Genomic DNA, 16259 nt, shown 5'->3' on the forward strand with positions numbered 1-16259 from the left:
TGATGAATAACCTAAGAAGCAAAATGGCTCATTGAAGCCGGGGAGTTTTTAAGGTTCATCAGGCGCAGAACTCATCGTGGCGCGGGTATCCATACTCATAGAGACGCCGGATAGATTTAAGCAAGCCAACCATACATCAAAATGAGTGTTGCAAAAACGGGGAAGACCATAGATTTGCTTATGACTGAATCTACGTTATCTAAAAGGCGTAGGGCGGCTATCGCAAGAGGCGTAGGCGTGACCACACAAATCTATGCTGAACGTGCGGAAAATGCTGAAATCTGGGATGCTCAAGGGCAACGTTATATTGATTTTGCCGCTGGTATCGCTGTGGTGAATACCGGTCATCGTCATCCGCGCGTCATTGCCGCCGCCAAAAAACAGTTGGAACGGTTTACTCATACTTGTCATCAAGTCGTGCCTTATGAAAATTATGTAGCGTTAGCCGAACGGTTGAATCGTCTGGTGCCGGGTAATTTTGTGAAAAAGACTGTCTTTGTTACCACCGGGGCTGAGGCAGTAGAAAATGCCGTGAAGATCGCGCGTGCCGCTACCGGACGCAGCGGTGTGGTGGCTTTCAGCGGTGCTTTTCATGGCCGTACCTTCCTCGGTATGTCATTAACCGGCAAAGTTGCACCGTACAAAATAGGGTTTGGCCCGCTGGTTAGCGATGTTTACCGTATCCCATTTCCGGTAGAGCTACACGGTATCAGCGTCGAACAGACACTGAACTCGCTGGAGAATCTCTTCAAAACCGATATTGAACCCACGCGTGTCGCTGCCATTATCATTGAGCCAGTTCAGGGAGAAGGTGGTTTCTATCCTGCGCCTCCCGAATTGCTTAAATCCCTACGTGAAATTGCTGATCGCTACGGCATTGTACTCATTGCCGATGAGATTCAGACCGGTTTCGCGCGCACGGGTAAACTGTTTGCCCTGGAACATCATGACGTTGCGGCCGATCTGACCACAATGGCAAAAGGTCTGGCGGGGGGATTTCCGCTGGCGGCGGTAACGGGGCGATCAGAGTTGATGGACGCTGTAGTGCCAGGAGGATTGGGGGGAACCTATGGAGGTAACCCTGTGGCGATTGCAGCTGGTCATGCGGTGCTGGATGTGATCGAAGAAGAAAAACTGGCCGAGCGTGCAGCGCAGCTGGGAGAGCGGCTAAAACAATGTCTGCATAAACTACGGCCGTATGTCCCACAGATCGCTGATGTGCGTGGGCTTGGGCTGATGATTGCGGTAGAGTTTAATCGAGTGGACAGTCAGGAACCTGATGCCGATTTTACCACCGCAGTGCGCCAGAAAGCGCTAGCGCGGGGCCTGATTTTGTTGACGTGTGGTGTACATGGCAATGTAATTCGTTTCCTTCCACCGCTGACCATACAAGATGATGTTTTTGACGAGGCGCTCAACGTTCTGAAATCTGTGCTGCTCGATCTGAACTGTAAAGAAGAAAAGTAACACGGGACTATCTCTGCCGCTTAACCGGAGACAACTAAGGAGAAATATACACATGGCGGCCGGGAAGAGCCTGTACGGGTTCATAAGAGAGGGCAACAATGCACTGGTATTTAAATGTATTAAAGAATTATGCCTGTTTCAAGGGACGGGCTCCGCGTAAGGAGTTCTGGTATTTTGTTCTGTTTCAGCTCCTTGCTGTTCTCAGCATTTCTTTTCTGGAAAGACTGTTTGCTGTTGCCAACCCCGAAATTTATATGGGGTGGTTTAGTGCTATTTATTTACTGATCACATTTTTGCCAGCATTGGCGGTAAATGCCCGCCGTCTGCACGATATTAATTGTAGCGCCTGGTGGCTACTGTTACATCTGGTTCCCTTTGTCGGCACTGTTCTTTTGCTGATTCTCGCCGCTCTGAAAGGACAGGCGAACAGCAATAAATATGATTCAAAGAGTCGATTCACTCACAGGGAAATACCCCAGGCCAGGTTAACGGATAATTCCCGATCATAAAGGAGTGCTGAAATGGCAATGAACAGAAGAGATTTTATCTCTACTGCCGCAACTTTTGCAGGGGCGGGAGTACTTTCATCCATACTTCCCTCTACATCTCTGCTCGCTCAGGCCCTAACTGCGGTTGATTCCCCGGCCATCAATATTAACCTCCGGCCGCCGCTGTTGCAGGATGCACAGTACAGAACCAGCCGGTTGGGCTTGGATCCGCGCATCTGGAACTGGCACAGAGACATGATGACTACTAACACCATGCCCGCCAACTACTATGAGGCCTCTCTGGCTGATTGGCCAGCGTTTGGGCGTTTTTCCAGAGATCAGCGCTGTGAGGTTGTTGTTATTGGCGGTGGATTGCTAGGATCTTCCACTGCGCTGCATCTTGCTGAAGCGGGCGTGGATGTGATTCTGGTTGAAAAGGACCACATTGGTTCGGGAGCCTCTGGCCGTAATGGGGGACAGTTGACTCCCGGAATTGCCCGCTGGGAAGCTGAAACCATACTGGAAAAGTTTTCACCTGATGAAGCCAAACGCTTATGGCGTTTTGCATCGATTGAAGCAATGAATCTTGTGGATGAACTTCGAGAACGTTACGGTTTTGAATGTGACCGCAAATATGGTCATATTACCGCTGCGATACATCCAGGTCATATGGGATCATTGGTTGCTAACGTCGATGCCCGACGCCGACTGGGAGATAGGGCCGTGAAGGTTATTGGGCCACATGAATTACAGGAAGAGTATGTGCGTTCAAATATCTATCACGGTGCCAATGTCGATAGTATAGGCGGACAGGTTCAGCCTCTGGCGCTGCTGCGAGGACTGGTTTATGGCTTTGTCAGACTGGGGGGACGAGTCTATGACGGTACAAAAGTGAAAGGGATTAGACAGGATGCCAGCAGCACGGTTATAGAAACTGAGCGGGGAGTTATCAGAGCGAGTAAAGCAGTGGTCCTGGGGGTACATGGCTCCACCGATGAGTTTATCTCAGGCCCGTCTACTACAGTACCTTTTTTCACCTATGTGGCAGTAACTTCGCCGTTGTCAGTGGATATCAAAGAGCTTATTCCGTCAGGTCTGCCGGTCTACGATACACAGTTACAGATAGACTATTATCGTGCGGTGCGTGACAACCGTCTGCTATTCGGTGGACAGGGCACCGGCAACTCCTGGGCACCGCGTGATGTAAACAACTACTTGCTTGATCGTATCAGAACCGTATTCCCGCATCTGGAAAAACCTGAACTGGAATATTCTTGGGGTGGGATCAGCGATCTAACCCTGAACGGTGCTACCGATGCCCGCAAAAGTGGTGCCGACATTCCTGTGTATATGGTGCATGGCTGGAGCGGACATGGCGTGGCGCAGACGGTACGCATTGGCAAAGCCATCAGCGACGACCTCACCGGACGCAACCAGGATTTTACTATGCTTACCTGCATTGATCACATGAGGATCCCGCTAGGTTCCTATCTCTCTCCGATGGCTATTCCATTGATTAAAGGTGCCCTTGGGATAATAAGCACACTTAATCCGGCAGATATAGTTTCGTTCTGAGTGGTGATTTCCATTAGCCAGGAGGCCGGAGAAAAACGCTAGCGCCTCCTGGGAAAAAGTTCATTTTACCGCCCGTCTTTCATTATTTTTTAAACCACGAGCCAAAGTGAATATCAAAAAAAGGCGAATGTCCTTCTTGCAGCAAAAAGTGACATTTCTATATTGGTGCTACAACGCAGGTTCGCATAATGTATATTATGTTAAATTAAGCCGCAAGCAGTTAATTTATTTTTTCCGTAAACCTCGTTCTAAAGAATTACTAGCTGTTATCGAAAACTTATAGCCGCACTGCAATGTGGATTTAACTCCCCTTCTCATTTATCTGCCACATGTCGAAAATTAGTGGGAATAAAACCAAGAAGAGAACCACCAAATACCCGATGCCCCGCTTTTGGATATTTAGATGATCCTGATGTGGGTTTGGGCGGTTAGGATACCACCCATAGAATAAGTTAATAATGAAGATTTCTGTTATTTAATTTGGTACAGAACATCACCCACCACATTGAACAGACGATCAAGATCATCAATTTTAGCATTGAACATAGGACCAAATTGCAACGTGTCACCACCAAAACGGACATAAAACCCCGCTTTCCATAATGCAATACCGGCATCAAAAGGCCGGACTACTGCATCTCCATCCCGTGGAACAATTTGGATAGCCCCCACCAGCCCGCAGTTACGAATATCCACGACATTTGGGCAGTGCCTTAGGTTGTGCAATTTTTGTTCGAAATATGGTGCCAATTCCGCAGCTTGTTGAGGCAGATTTTCTTTTTCCAGCAGTTCCAATGAAGCCAAACCGGCCGCACAGGCAACCGGGTGACCTGAATAGGTATACCCGTGACTGAATTCAATCATATGTTCGGATAGAGATTGTGACATAAAGGTGTCGTAGATCTTGCTGGACGCAATCACCCCTCCCAGAGGAATTGCACCGTTGGTAATCTGTTTGGCAAAGTTAAGGATATCTGGGGTTACACCGAAATATTCAGCGCCACTCCAGCATCCCAGCCGCCCGAAACCGGTAATCACTTCATCAAAAATCAGCAAGATATCATATTGGGTACAAATTTCCCGTAAACGTTGCAAGTAACCTTGTGGTGGGATAATAGCGCCGGCAGAGCCAGAAAGAGGTTCGACAATAACGGCAGCGATATTACTGGCATCATGCAATTCAATGAGTTTAAGGAGTTCATCTGCCAGTTCCGGGCCACCAGCCGCAGGCATTCCTTTAGTAAAAGCCATATTAGGTTGTAATGTATGTGGAAGATGGTCAGCATCCATAAACTGACCAAACATTTTGCGATTACCCCCAATACCGCCAAGACTGGTTCCTGCGATATTGACACCATGATAACCCCGTGCCCGACCGATAAATTTAGTTTTTGCAGATTGACCTTTAATCCGCCAGTAAGCACGAGCCATTTTTACTGCGGTATCGGCAGCTTCTGAACCTGAACTGGTAAAAAATACATGATTTAAATCATCTGGCATAAGGTTGGTGATTTTATCAGCCAACTTAAATGACAAAGGGTGTCCATATTGGAAACCTGGGGAATAATCCAATGTTCCCAGTTGATCTGAAACAGCCTGCCGAATTTCAGTGCGTGAATGGCCTGCTCCACATGTCCATAATCCTGATAAACTGTCATAAATTCGACGACCTTGATCATCAAGCAGCCAGTTTCCTTCTGCTGAAACAATCAAACGGGGATCTTGTTGAAAATGACGATTAGCGCTGAACGGCATCCAATGTGCTTTAAAGTTCAATTTTTGGAAAGAGTTTCTATCTGACATTTTATAGCTCCTCGCACAAGGTTGTAACCAAGAGTTTGCAATGAAACTATACTCAAGTTAAACCTCAATTATCGAATCATTAGTGATGTGTTTACTCACGTAAATGAAACTAACAAATTTAAAATATGAAATGGTAGTAGACAAAGGATTTCCATAATGATGGTGAACTTACCAATGCCCTGAAACGCTTGTGACTGATATACAATCCAAAAATATTTTAACAACCCCACCCCAAATGCAGTAAGATTAGCCCTCAATCGTAGAAATTGATCCGGATCATTAGCGTGTTATCGCTTTTTCGCCTTTCACAAAACCGAACACCCGCCATTATTGCCTTACTGGCGATTTTGATGTTGTTCATTGCACCGGTGGTATCAAAAACACTGGATCACCACTGTGAAGAAATAAAAAGCGGAACAAATCACGGCATGTCTATGCCTGATATGCCATCGACACACACGATGAATCATCATGGTGTGGATCATGTCCATATGGGATTGATGGATGATATCGCTTGTGGTTACTGCCAGCTTCTGATTAATCTGCCACTATTAACAGGTGGTTTTGTTTCTTTCATTCTACTGACACTTATCGTGTCCCGAGCACCACCAGTATCGCGCTTCTTTGGACCCGTTATTCGGCTGTTTTACGGCGAATCACAACCTCGCGCCCCACCCCACCCCTTAATAAGTCAGTTTGCTTGAAATAAACCATTCTATTTTCCTTGCCTTACGCAGTTTGTATGGCAATGTTGCTAATTAAGGGATTTTTTATGTTTACTACACAACTATTTCGTCTATCACCTCTGACAGCCGCTTTGGCTATTGCACTCACCATGCCGGCCAGTGGCTGGGCTGCCAATACGGAACATAGCAAAGAAACAAAAGAAAAACGCATTGCCCATGATCACGATAATGAAACGGTGATCACCGTAACTGCACCGGTAATTTCCCCCCTTGAGGTAGTTTCTTCACTAAAAGCCCCTCGCCAACCAGTCCCTGCTAGTGATGGTTCTGATTACTTAAAAACCATTCCGGGATTTTCACAGATCCGTAATGGTGGCACTAACGGCGATCCTGTCTTCCGTGGCATGTTTGGTTCTCGTCTGAGAATGTTAATTGATGACAGTGAAATACTGGGTTCTTGTGGTGGACGTATGGATGCGCCAAGTTCTTATATTTCACCAGAAAGTTATGATGTTTTGAGTTTAGTCAAAGGTCCACAAACCGTACTTTGGGGACCGGGTAATTCAGCGGGAACTATTCGTTTCGAGCGTATTCGCCCTCAGTTTGAACAATTTGGCACTCAAGGTAATGTCAGCACAGTTATTGGTTCTCATGGTCGCTGGGATGGTAATGCGGATCTCAGTATTGGCAACGAACTGGGTTATATTCGTTTGATCGGCAATAAATCCCGCTCCAACGATTATAAAGATGGTGACGGCAATCGCGTTCCTTCCCGCTGGGATAAATGGAATACCGATCTCGCCTTAGGTTGGACACCTGATGAAAATACGTTACTGGAGTTAAGTGCTGGACAAGGTGATGGTGAAGCACGTTACGCCACACGAGGCATGGATGGTTCTCAATTCAAACGCAAAAGTCTTGGCGTGCGGTTTGAAAAATCTAACATTGGCGAGGTGTTTGATAAATTCGAAACGAATTTTTATTACAATTATACCGACCATGTGATGGATAACTATTCTATGCGTCATTCAAACATGAAAATGGCCTCAGAACCGGATCGCCTGACAATGGGGGGTCGTATGATGGGAACCTGGATGTGGGAAAATTTCAGGTTACAGAGCGGTGTGGATATGCAAACTAATATTCACCGAACCAATACCGATCGTAAGATGGCTAAAGCCGAAAGAAATGGCTGGGTGAAAAATGTTCGTTTCCGTGATTACGGTATTTTTGGTGAATTAACCTGGGATGCAACGGCCCAGAATAAAGTTATCGGTGGTGTGCGATTAGATCGTACAACAGCGTATAAATATACTACTCAACAAGAACGTAAAGAAACCCTGCCTGCTGGCTTTATTCGGCTTGAACATAACCTGAAAGAGTCTCCTGTGATGCTCTATGCCGGCATGGGTTATACCGAGCGTTTTCCTGATTACTGGGAGCTGGTTTCGGGTAAAGCGGGCAACAATGCTTTCACTAATATCAAGCCCGAAAAAACCACCCAATTGGATATCGGGGCGCAATATAATGATAACCGACTGAAAGGTTGGATATCAGCGTATGTGGGTAAAGTGAATGACTTTATCCTGTTCGATTATAACAACAAGAATCCGATAGCCGGTAACGTGAATGCCACTATTATGGGCGGAGAAACAGGGGTTGCTTATCAGTTTAACGAAAACTGGAAAACCGATGCCAGCCTGGCATATTCCTGGGCGCAAAATACCACTAATCATCGTCCACTCCCGCAGATCCCACCTTTAGAAGCTCGTTTCGGCCTGACCTGGGAACATGGAGACTGGACAAGCAGCGGTTTGCTGCGTCTGGTAAATAGCCAGCACCGCGTGGCAATCAATGAGGGTAACGTTGTAGGCAAAGACTTTGATCGTAGCAAAGACTTCGCCATTCTATCTGCTAATGCAACCTATAAGGTGACCAAAAATATTCAAGTCAGTACTGGTGTTGACAACATTTTTGATAAAACCTATAGCGAACACCTTAATTTAGCGGGTAATCAGGGCTTTGGTTATTCCGGCAATACGGCAGTAAACGAGCCTGGGCGTACTTATTGGGCCAGAGTTAATATTAAGTTCTAATACTGCTATTTGTTCTAATACTGCTATTTCTGGGCCTATCTCGCCCTGACATCAATCAGGGCGAATCACTAGATGATTCATTATCCAGCAACCAATGACGCAGCAGTGTTACAAGTTGCTCTTGTTGAATTTCTGTCAGTGGTTCGAGAATGGCTTTCTGGTTCTCCAAATGGCTTTCCACTGCTTTGTCTATCAATGCTTTTCCTTCTGAGGTCAGAAAAACCTTACAGCTACGTCGGTCTTCTTCGTTAGCAATACGCCCAATTAATCCTCGCTGTACCATATGTTCAATACGAGTACTCATTGCTCCAGAAGTTAGCATAACGGATTGATATAGTTCAGTAGGTGTAATGGGTATGTTGTTCCGTCGTAGTGTCGCAAGGATATCAAACTCTATGGCACTTAGGCCGTGTTCTTTGAAAGCATGTTGCAAGCGTTGTTCAATAATTTTGTTTATGCGACATAACCGCCCAATGACGCCCATCGACGAGGGATCAAGGTCTGGACGCTGTTCTGCCCACTGTATCAGTAATCGGTCAACGTGATCGTACTTCATGCTTTTTCCTTATTCATTTATTTTGATGAAAAGATACTTGATAAAAATTAATTAAGCCATTATTTTAATATATCTTTATATAAAGATACTTTTGTTGGTGGTATCTTTTCGTTGATAGAGTGATATACCAATCCAACTTCAAGATGCGTGTCATATTTCCCCGCTGCGCGGGGAAATATAAGGCCTCGCGTCGTAGCGAATATGGATTTACTGAGATAACACTTTTGGAACTCTCCAATGTAGAATTGCCATTACATGATGGTTATACAACAGATATATCAGCGGGATCTCATCCCTGGCAGTCAATAGCACAACATTTAAAAGAAAGTGAAGCATTTATCTTTGTGACTCCAGAATGGCATGGAATGTCAACTCCGGCATTGAAGAATCTTCTATTGTATTGTTCTATAGCAGAATTAGGCCATAAACCAGCATTATTGGCGAGTGTATCAAGTGGAGTTAACGGTGTTTATCCTCTTTGCGAATTACGAATGACAGGTTTTAAAAATAACCATGTCTGTTTCTTGCCAGACCATTTAGTCTTCCGTCATGGTGAAAGTTTGATTTCAAAAGATCTGATTTGTAACGATGAGAAATTTGCAAGCCGTGTTAACTATACGCTGAAACTGCTTCAATCCTATGCTAAGGCACTGGAGCAAGTTCGTGAAGAGGTTGGCGAAGAAAGCAAAAATTATCTGTATGGTATGTAAATAGACAATATCTCGTTCTTTATGTATAACCTCGGCTCAACTAGTTGAGCCGAGTGCATTCCCCTTTTCTATCGAGTAATTTCATCGAACAAGTTACAAATTATTATTATCATGCTGTATAAAAACACAGGGTATCGTATTTTTGGCATTTTTGTTTAATAAAAGAACGTAATTCGCTGATTTTGCGCTCGATTGGATTAAAAAACATCTCTTTATTTATTAATATAGTTATCTTTAAGCCTCTGAGGCCATTTTTCATCATTATTGCTCCCTTTTTAGGCACATAAGATATTCTTGGTATCCAGTGTGTCCATCGACTTCTTCGCTGACAACATAAAATCCTTGCGATAAGTAAAACTCATAACTTGCCTGGTTTTGCTGATAAACCGATAGCGTGAGTTCAGTTCTTCTATTTTTGGCATCATTCACTAATGCTTTGCCAATTCCCTGCCCCTGTTTATCTGGTGATACAAAAATCGCAGCCAAACTATTTTCGTGAAGCGCATAAAAGCCGACAACGTTAGAATTTTGTACATAGACATAAGCTTCTGAAGCCGGAATATAGATGCTTCTCATGTTTTCTATTTGTGATTGCCAAAATTCAGTTGCCACAAAATTGTGTGCTTTGATAGAAGCTTCCAACCAAATAGATAGAACCGTATTCATATCTGCTTTTGTAAATGATCTGATCACTTTTGATATCCTCGTGATTTACTTTACTTTCGATGTAATTTTTTCATTTTAAAAATAATTTAAAAATAAAGCACCTCGTCCAAATAATCATAGAAAAGCCTCTCATAATAATGTGAGCGTTACAAACAGTAACCACCCCATAAAAAATTACATATTAACAACAATTGACATGTAATCAATTCACATTATGCCAGAATCATGCCATTTAAACGGGATTTTAAACTAGAGTATGTTATTTATATGATGCCTCCATTGTTATAAAATGGTTATAAAAAAGTTAATTATTATCCTTGCGTTTTGGGTCTAATTATTATGCTATAGCAACTCGTGGGCAAAAAATAATATGGTCTGCATTGTTCTATAGCCGTTCTAAAAATAGAGATCAATCCCACCATGGCCTACTTATTTCAGTTCAATTATCGGATTTATTAATAAGGACTTTTCAAGGAGCGATGTGCCAAACAGCGAATTGAAAGTTGCCACTTTTTGAAAAATGGGACCTCTTTTATGAAAAAAAACAATTCGGCACGACCGATATTTTTGTGGATGACGTTATTTTTGGGATTATTACCTGTCAGTGTTTCAATGGCTACTGAATATCTGGAACAGGGTAAAAAAAACTCACTCGATAGTTGGTTATCAGATGAATTTAATCATCAGTGGGGATTAGCCGCTATTGGTGCTCATTATGCCTATGCTCGTGGTTACACGGGAAAAGGTATTAATGTGGGGGTATTGGATGAAGCCGTTATCAATCATCCCGAATTTGCAGGTAAACTTAAAATTCTAAGCCCAGACGACACTTGGAATTACGATGAAAACCCCTACACAGGGATTATCAGTTTTGGTGCTCACGGTAACCATGTCTCAGGGATCATTGCAGCAAACCGGGATGGCAAGGAAATGCACGGTGTAGCATTTGATGCAGGTTTAATTACTGGGAAATATTTACAAACTCCCTATAACCGTACAGAAGCCCTGATCCAAAGCAATGCACGTATTATTAATAACAGTTGGGGGGTTCGCCCTTCTTATGAAACTGATGAGTATGGCAGGCCTAAACGATGGGAAAACGGGACAGTCAAGTATGACCAAGTTACGTTGCAAACACTCATTAATTATGTCACGCCAATTAAAGATGATTTGGATAGGTTAAGCCGCTCTCCAATTCCAGAACTCGATGACTATACAACAAGAACTGCGGGTCTATTGCGTGCAGCGCGTCATGGAAAATTAGTTGTTTTTGCTGCGGGGAATGCAAATAACTATAACATCACCTGGTTACATGCGGGTATGCCCTATTTCTTCCCTGATGCATTGAAAAACTACCTCAGCGTTGCCAACCTGACCAGGGAAAACGAAATTAACGTTTCATCAACGCGTTGTGGTTATACTGCCAGTTACTGTTTGTCGGCACCAGGCACAAAAATTTACAGCAGCACGGGAAAATTCGTTTCTAAAATTGATGGAGAGATCGACGAAGATGCTTTCCAAAATGGTGAGCTGACGATTGATCCCACCTATGATGCTTACACCGGTACATCAATGGCATCACCGCATGTAGCCGGAGCCGCTGCTGTCTTGATGCAACGCTTTCCCTACATGACTGCCGGGCAGATCGCTGATGTCCTCAAAACCACGGCAACCGATTTAGGGAAGCCTGGCTTGGATGACATGTATGGTTGGGGAATGCTGAACCTGAAAGTTGCTATTGATGGTCCTAAAATGTTCATCACCGAAAAGGATATTCCGAAGAAATACTCTATTCCCGGTTCTTATTCTGAAACGCAATTCATTGCCGATATTCCAGGTATTGGTGGCATAGTTGAGAAAGGCACTAACGTAGAACGCATCTGTGATAGTATTGAATGCGCTTATGACAGTTGGAATAATGATATCTCCGGTCATGGCGGATTGACGAAAATCGGTAACGGTACACTCGAACTAGCCGGTAAAAACAGTCTCTATAAAGGGCCAACTTTGGTTGAGCAAGGTCGTTTACTGGTTAGCGGTTCTATAACTTCGGATGTTACTGTGCAAGATGGCGCAATACTTGGAGGGGATGGTACTGTCGGTTCAATCATGGTCAATGCTGGTGCCAATATTGTACCCGGCAGCTTAAATGCCAATTCTAACCTAAGTTCTAGCGGTACGCTGAAAGTTGATCGTGATATTACTTTCCAGACTGGCTCACGTTATCAGGTAGAAGTTGTACCAGATAGCCAGGGTCATAGTGACCGTATTGTCAGCAATGGCCTGGCTATGTTGAAGGGCGGTGAAGTTCAAGTCACGTTGGAAAATAGTAGTAACTTGTTATCGAAGCAAGAAGTTCGTAGTTTGCTTGGTCAGCAATATAATATTCTGCAAGCAAACCGTGGTATCAACGGCAAGTTTGCAACCGTAGTGCCAAACTATTTATTCGTTGGCACTGAGCTTAGTTACCAAACTGATCGAGTGATGTTGGATATAAAACGTAATTCCACCACATTTGCCAGTTTAGGCCTAACCGCTAATGAACGTGCTGTGGCTAATGCTGCTGATAAGCTGAGTTTGGGCCATCCGGTTTATGAAAGTATCCTGATGTTTGATACAGCAACGCAAGCACGTCAGGCATTCCAGCAACTTTCTTCCGGTCAGATCCATGCCGATGTTGCTGCGGCACAAATCAATAATAGCCACCATCTGCGCGATACACTGAATACCCGTTTGCGCCAGGCTAAGGGGGGAACCATTGAACAGAATATCAAAGTTGATAGAAACGGTGCTTGGGGACAACTCATAGGTAACTGGCAACGTGCCAATGGTAACAGTGAAGTCAACGGTTATCGTGTATCCAACTATGGCGTGTTATTAGGAGCGGATAAAGAATTCGGTGATGATTGGCGGCTCGGTATTGCTACCGGATATACCCGCTCTTCTTTGAATGGTGGATATAACACTTCAGCACGCAGTAACAATTTCCATTTGGCGCTATATGGTAGCAAACAAATTGATGCTTTGGCATTGCGTGCCGGCGCTACTTACAGTTGGCATCGTTTTGATACCAAACGCTCGGTTGCTTTTGGTCATCAATCCGACAATCTTAAAGCAAAATATGGTGCTCAAACCGGTCAATTGTTTACTGAGACCGCTTACGGAATAAATACTTCGTGGCTGAACCTGGAACCATTCGCCAACCTGTCTTATGTTAATTTTCGTAATGAAGGGATTAATGAACATGGTGGTGCGGCTGCATTGAACGGTAAGAAACAATCGAAAAATGCCACCTTCTCCACATTAGGTTTACGTGTTGATCAAAAATGGCAAACTGAAAACGAAATCACAGTAGGAGCATATGGTGAATTGGGTTGGCAACATCAGTTTGGCCATGTAGATCGAGGCACTAAATTAAGTTTTAACAATAGTGATACCACGTTTACTGTCAACAGTATTTCAGCGGCACGAGATGCTGCTGTAATTAAGGCAGGTACGGAATTGGAAATTAATAAAAATACTAAACTGTCACTGGGGTATAACGGTGTTTTATCAGGCAGTCATAAGGATAATGGTGTATTCCTGAATGCTCATTGGAAATTCTAGTTAATAAAAATTGCATATGTTCTTGATAACAGAAACTCACTGCTGGCAATGGCTGGCAGTGAGTTTTTTTATGGCGTGAGATGTTTAGGTTTTTGTATCCTCTCTGATACAAACCCCCTTGGTAGCACTGAATAATGATTAAATTAGATAATGAATTTAAGTCATTAAACCGATCCAAAGGAGGAAAATTGTGACTTATCGTAACATCCTATTAATCAGCTTATTTTCTGTTTCAGCAAGTTCTTTCGCTTCAAATAATAATGGTGCTCCGTTGATGAAATCAACCGATCCCGGCGCTGAAAAATTTAGAACTGTTGGTAAATTAAATGGAATCTCACACTGTACAGCAACCCTGATTTCTGGTGAAACTGCACCGGATAAGGATACACCAGCATTGATACTTACCGCAGGGCACTGTGTAGATAGCAATGTAGGCACAAATGACGCCATCGTTGATCAGCCGGCACCTGAATATTGGCGATATACCCCGGATTATTTTATTGATAAGAAAAATGCGTTATCACCAATAAAAGTCAACCGTATTTTATATTCAACGATGAAATACGAAGATATTGCGGTATTACAGTTGGATGCAACTTATGGGGATTTAGCGAAAAAAGGCTATCATCCTTTGAAGTTGAAGAAACACCTTGATATGAAACACCAGCCTATTGTGTTGACTCATATTCCTGTCGATAATGTTGATTATAATTACGCTTATCTCAGAAAATCTGAGTGTAATATCACTGGAAAATCACCCGTCTTATATGAAGGTGGCTCCCCGTGGATTTGGGCTTCGGTTTTCGCCGTGAATTGTGATGGTGTCGCTGGTGGAACGTCTGGTTCCCCTGTTTTTGAGAAAGATAAAACAGGTGTGATTGGTGTATTGAACACAACAGTCACACCAGGAATGACCGGCTGTGGACTTGGCAGACCTTGTACTATCGAAAATAATAAAGGTGTTTCAACAGAAGGGGCTAGTTATTTTATTCCTGTCGATAGTATTGCTAATGCGTTGACAAGGGATAGCAAGTTAGACCTGTCGAAACTGGAAAATAACAGCGGTAATATTCTGGAAAGAAGCCCACTTTGGTCACGTTGGATAACTCAGAGCGTTAATCCTGCTGACGGGGAGAAAGCAAAATGGGATATCGTTATCAAGGAAAATGCTAACGTTAAGAATATCCGATATAAAACAGGATTAATCAGTGATGTCGATTGTTCAGCTGAAGCAGGATACAGTGCTGCTATTTCTGTAAGCCAAAGCCCGTTGCAAAACATGCTGGTTCCTGCCAAAGAAGGCATTTATAAACTCTGTGTTATTCACCAGAATAATAATGGTCAATGGCAAAAGACAAAAGATGCTTCTGTCATGTTGCGAGAAATTGATAATACGCCACCATCAATTAAGCCCGTGTTAAATAAGGATGATTTCGGGGATGCCTGGCGTATAACAGCTAACGCTCGTCCGTATGATATCTCAAGTATACAAATTAAATATGGACCGAAAGCAACAACGAATTGTGACGACAAAACAGGCTATAGCTATCCCTGGAGGCTAACAATGTTGGCAAAAGCTGAAGCACCATGGCGTGTTTGCGCATATGGTGAAGATATGGCAGGAAATGCTGGCCCGATTAATGTACTTGATATTGAAACAACGACTACTAAGTAAAAAGTAAATGAACTCACTGTTGGCAAAAGCTGGCAGTGAGTTTTCCTTTTAATTCTCATTTCTTCTTGCTGATGATAAAAATTATTTCTTCTGACTGATCATGATAAGTTTCTCCTTGCCAGTTACCTGATACGTTTGTCGCAATTAAATTCGCGCCAGCTAGTGCTTACGAGGCGGAGCGGTGCCTGCGTGGCAGTGTGCTCATGCGAAAAATCTGCTTTGGGACAAATTCCTATCGGGGTGAACAGTACCGCTCCCGACTGCTGTCGGTGGTGGAAACCTGCAAACAGCGGGGATTATCGGCACTGGATGTACTCAGTGAAATCGCGACAGCGGTGACCCGAAAACAGCCCTATCCGGATGTCTTTAATCTGCTTCCCTGCTAGTCAATACAGGGCTGGTGAATGGTTACCTGTTGATAGTAGGTTTTATTGCAAAAATATCATCAATAAAATAAATTTTGCTAAAAATGCAATGAAAATCTCAGGGTAATCTATACGCCTCCAGATATTTCATGCGACCATGCCGATACAGCTTCCAAAACGGGTTTAAATGACTCCCCAAAGTCAGTCAAAGAGTAAATAACCTTAATTGGCGGTTTATCTCCATATACTTCTCTTAAAATTAATCCATCTCTCTCTAACTTTTTAAGTTGTATACTTAATGTCATCTCAGTAATGTGAGGGATATCTTTTTTTAACTCACTGAATCTTTTATTTTTATCTTTCAGATAATACAAGATGACTCCTTTCCATTTACCTCCAATCAGATCCATAGCCATACTGACAGGGCAAGGGTAACTTTTCCCATTTAATGAAACTTGGCAGGCCTCACCTTTCGTAACTTCAACCATAAACTCCTCCCTACTATCTAACTGGATAGTTATTGTAATAGAAAAAAATCATCATAAACTAATTATAGTAACTATCAA

At 43.4% G+C, this 16259-nt stretch carries 12 protein-coding genes and 1 pseudogene; 9 read left to right on the plus strand and 4 right to left on the minus strand.

Annotation, left to right across the window (positions count from 1 at the left end; genetic code table 11):
- Positions 1 to 180 precede the first annotated feature (180 nt).
- The 3 genes from AAY47_RS09125 to AAY47_RS09135 all read left to right on the plus strand — a co-directional run bounded on the left by AAY47_RS09125 (position 181) and on the right by AAY47_RS09135 (position 3530).
- Positions 181 to 1467 (plus strand): 4-aminobutyrate--2-oxoglutarate transaminase, encoded by a 1287-nt coding sequence (locus AAY47_RS09125; RefSeq protein ID WP_047769116.1) that lies wholly within the window; start codon positions 181 to 183, stop codon positions 1465 to 1467.
- A 98-nt stretch (positions 1468 to 1565) separates the two neighbouring features.
- The gene (locus AAY47_RS09130; RefSeq protein WP_047769074.1) at positions 1566 to 1976 is read left to right on the plus strand and encodes a DUF805 domain-containing protein; all 411 of its coding nucleotides are present in this window, start codon (positions 1566 to 1568) and stop codon (positions 1974 to 1976) included.
- Between the two features lie 12 nt (positions 1977 to 1988).
- Complete coding sequence (locus AAY47_RS09135) at positions 1989 to 3530, plus strand: NAD(P)/FAD-dependent oxidoreductase (protein WP_047769076.1); 1542 nt, start codon at positions 1989 to 1991, stop codon at positions 3528 to 3530.
- Positions 3531 to 4001: 471 nt separating this feature from the next.
- Here the strand turns inward: AAY47_RS09135 and AAY47_RS09140 are convergent, their stop codons facing one another.
- A complete protein-coding gene (locus AAY47_RS09140) occupies positions 4002 to 5333 on the minus strand; it encodes an aspartate aminotransferase family protein (RefSeq protein WP_047769078.1) in 1332 nt (443 codons plus the stop codon).
- Positions 5334 to 5617: 284 nt separating this feature from the next.
- On the opposite strand from AAY47_RS09140, the gene AAY47_RS20590 reads away from it, so the two are divergent.
- Both AAY47_RS20590 and AAY47_RS09150 read left to right on the plus strand, forming a co-directional pair.
- Entirely contained in the window at positions 5618 to 6037 is a 420-nt protein-coding gene (locus AAY47_RS20590) for a DUF2946 domain-containing protein (RefSeq protein WP_047769080.1), read from the plus strand.
- Positions 6038 to 6105: 68 nt separating this feature from the next.
- Positions 6106 to 8115 carry a TonB-dependent copper receptor gene (locus AAY47_RS09150; protein WP_047769081.1) on the plus strand — a complete coding sequence of 670 codons (2010 nt, stop codon included), beginning with the start codon at positions 6106 to 6108 and terminating at the stop codon, positions 8113 to 8115.
- Between the two features lie 55 nt (positions 8116 to 8170).
- Here the strand turns inward: AAY47_RS09150 and AAY47_RS09155 are convergent, their stop codons facing one another.
- Positions 8171 to 8671: a MarR family winged helix-turn-helix transcriptional regulator gene (locus tag AAY47_RS09155; RefSeq protein ID WP_047769083.1), complete on the minus strand. Its 501-nt coding sequence runs from the start codon at positions 8669 to 8671 to the stop codon at positions 8171 to 8173.
- Between the two features lie 143 nt (positions 8672 to 8814).
- On the opposite strand from AAY47_RS09155, the gene AAY47_RS09160 reads away from it, so the two are divergent.
- The gene (locus AAY47_RS09160) at positions 8815 to 9381 is read left to right on the plus strand and encodes an NADPH-dependent FMN reductase (protein WP_053014240.1); all 567 of its coding nucleotides are present in this window, start codon (positions 8815 to 8817) and stop codon (positions 9379 to 9381) included.
- A gap of 261 nt (positions 9382 to 9642) precedes the next feature.
- Here the strand turns inward: AAY47_RS09160 and AAY47_RS09165 are convergent, their stop codons facing one another.
- Positions 9643 to 10074: an N-acetyltransferase gene (locus AAY47_RS09165; protein WP_072161154.1), complete on the minus strand. Its 432-nt coding sequence runs from the start codon at positions 10072 to 10074 to the stop codon at positions 9643 to 9645.
- Between the two features lie 507 nt (positions 10075 to 10581).
- On the opposite strand from AAY47_RS09165, the gene AAY47_RS09170 reads away from it, so the two are divergent.
- From AAY47_RS09170 to AAY47_RS09180, 3 genes and pseudogenes are all read left to right on the plus strand, one after another.
- Positions 10582 to 13653 (plus strand): autotransporter domain-containing protein, encoded by a 3072-nt coding sequence (locus AAY47_RS09170; RefSeq protein WP_047769084.1) that lies wholly within the window; start codon positions 10582 to 10584, stop codon positions 13651 to 13653.
- A 190-nt stretch (positions 13654 to 13843) separates the two neighbouring features.
- Positions 13844 to 15328 (plus strand): trypsin-like serine peptidase, encoded by a 1485-nt coding sequence (locus AAY47_RS09175; RefSeq protein WP_047769086.1) that lies wholly within the window; start codon positions 13844 to 13846, stop codon positions 15326 to 15328.
- Positions 15329 to 15483: 155 nt separating this feature from the next.
- Positions 15484 to 15714 (plus strand): annotated as a pseudogene (locus tag AAY47_RS09180) (IS66 family transposase); the annotation flags it as partial.
- A 107-nt stretch (positions 15715 to 15821) separates the two neighbouring features.
- Here the strand turns inward: AAY47_RS09180 and AAY47_RS09185 are convergent.
- Positions 15822 to 16181: a winged helix-turn-helix transcriptional regulator gene (locus tag AAY47_RS09185; protein ID WP_047769096.1), complete on the minus strand. Its 360-nt coding sequence runs from the start codon at positions 16179 to 16181 to the stop codon at positions 15822 to 15824.
- Between the last annotated feature and the right edge of the window lie 78 nt (positions 16182 to 16259).

This window comes from Xenorhabdus griffiniae, assembly GCF_001028135.1.
GTDB classification, from domain to species: domain Bacteria; phylum Pseudomonadota; class Gammaproteobacteria; order Enterobacterales; family Enterobacteriaceae; genus Xenorhabdus; species Xenorhabdus bakwenae.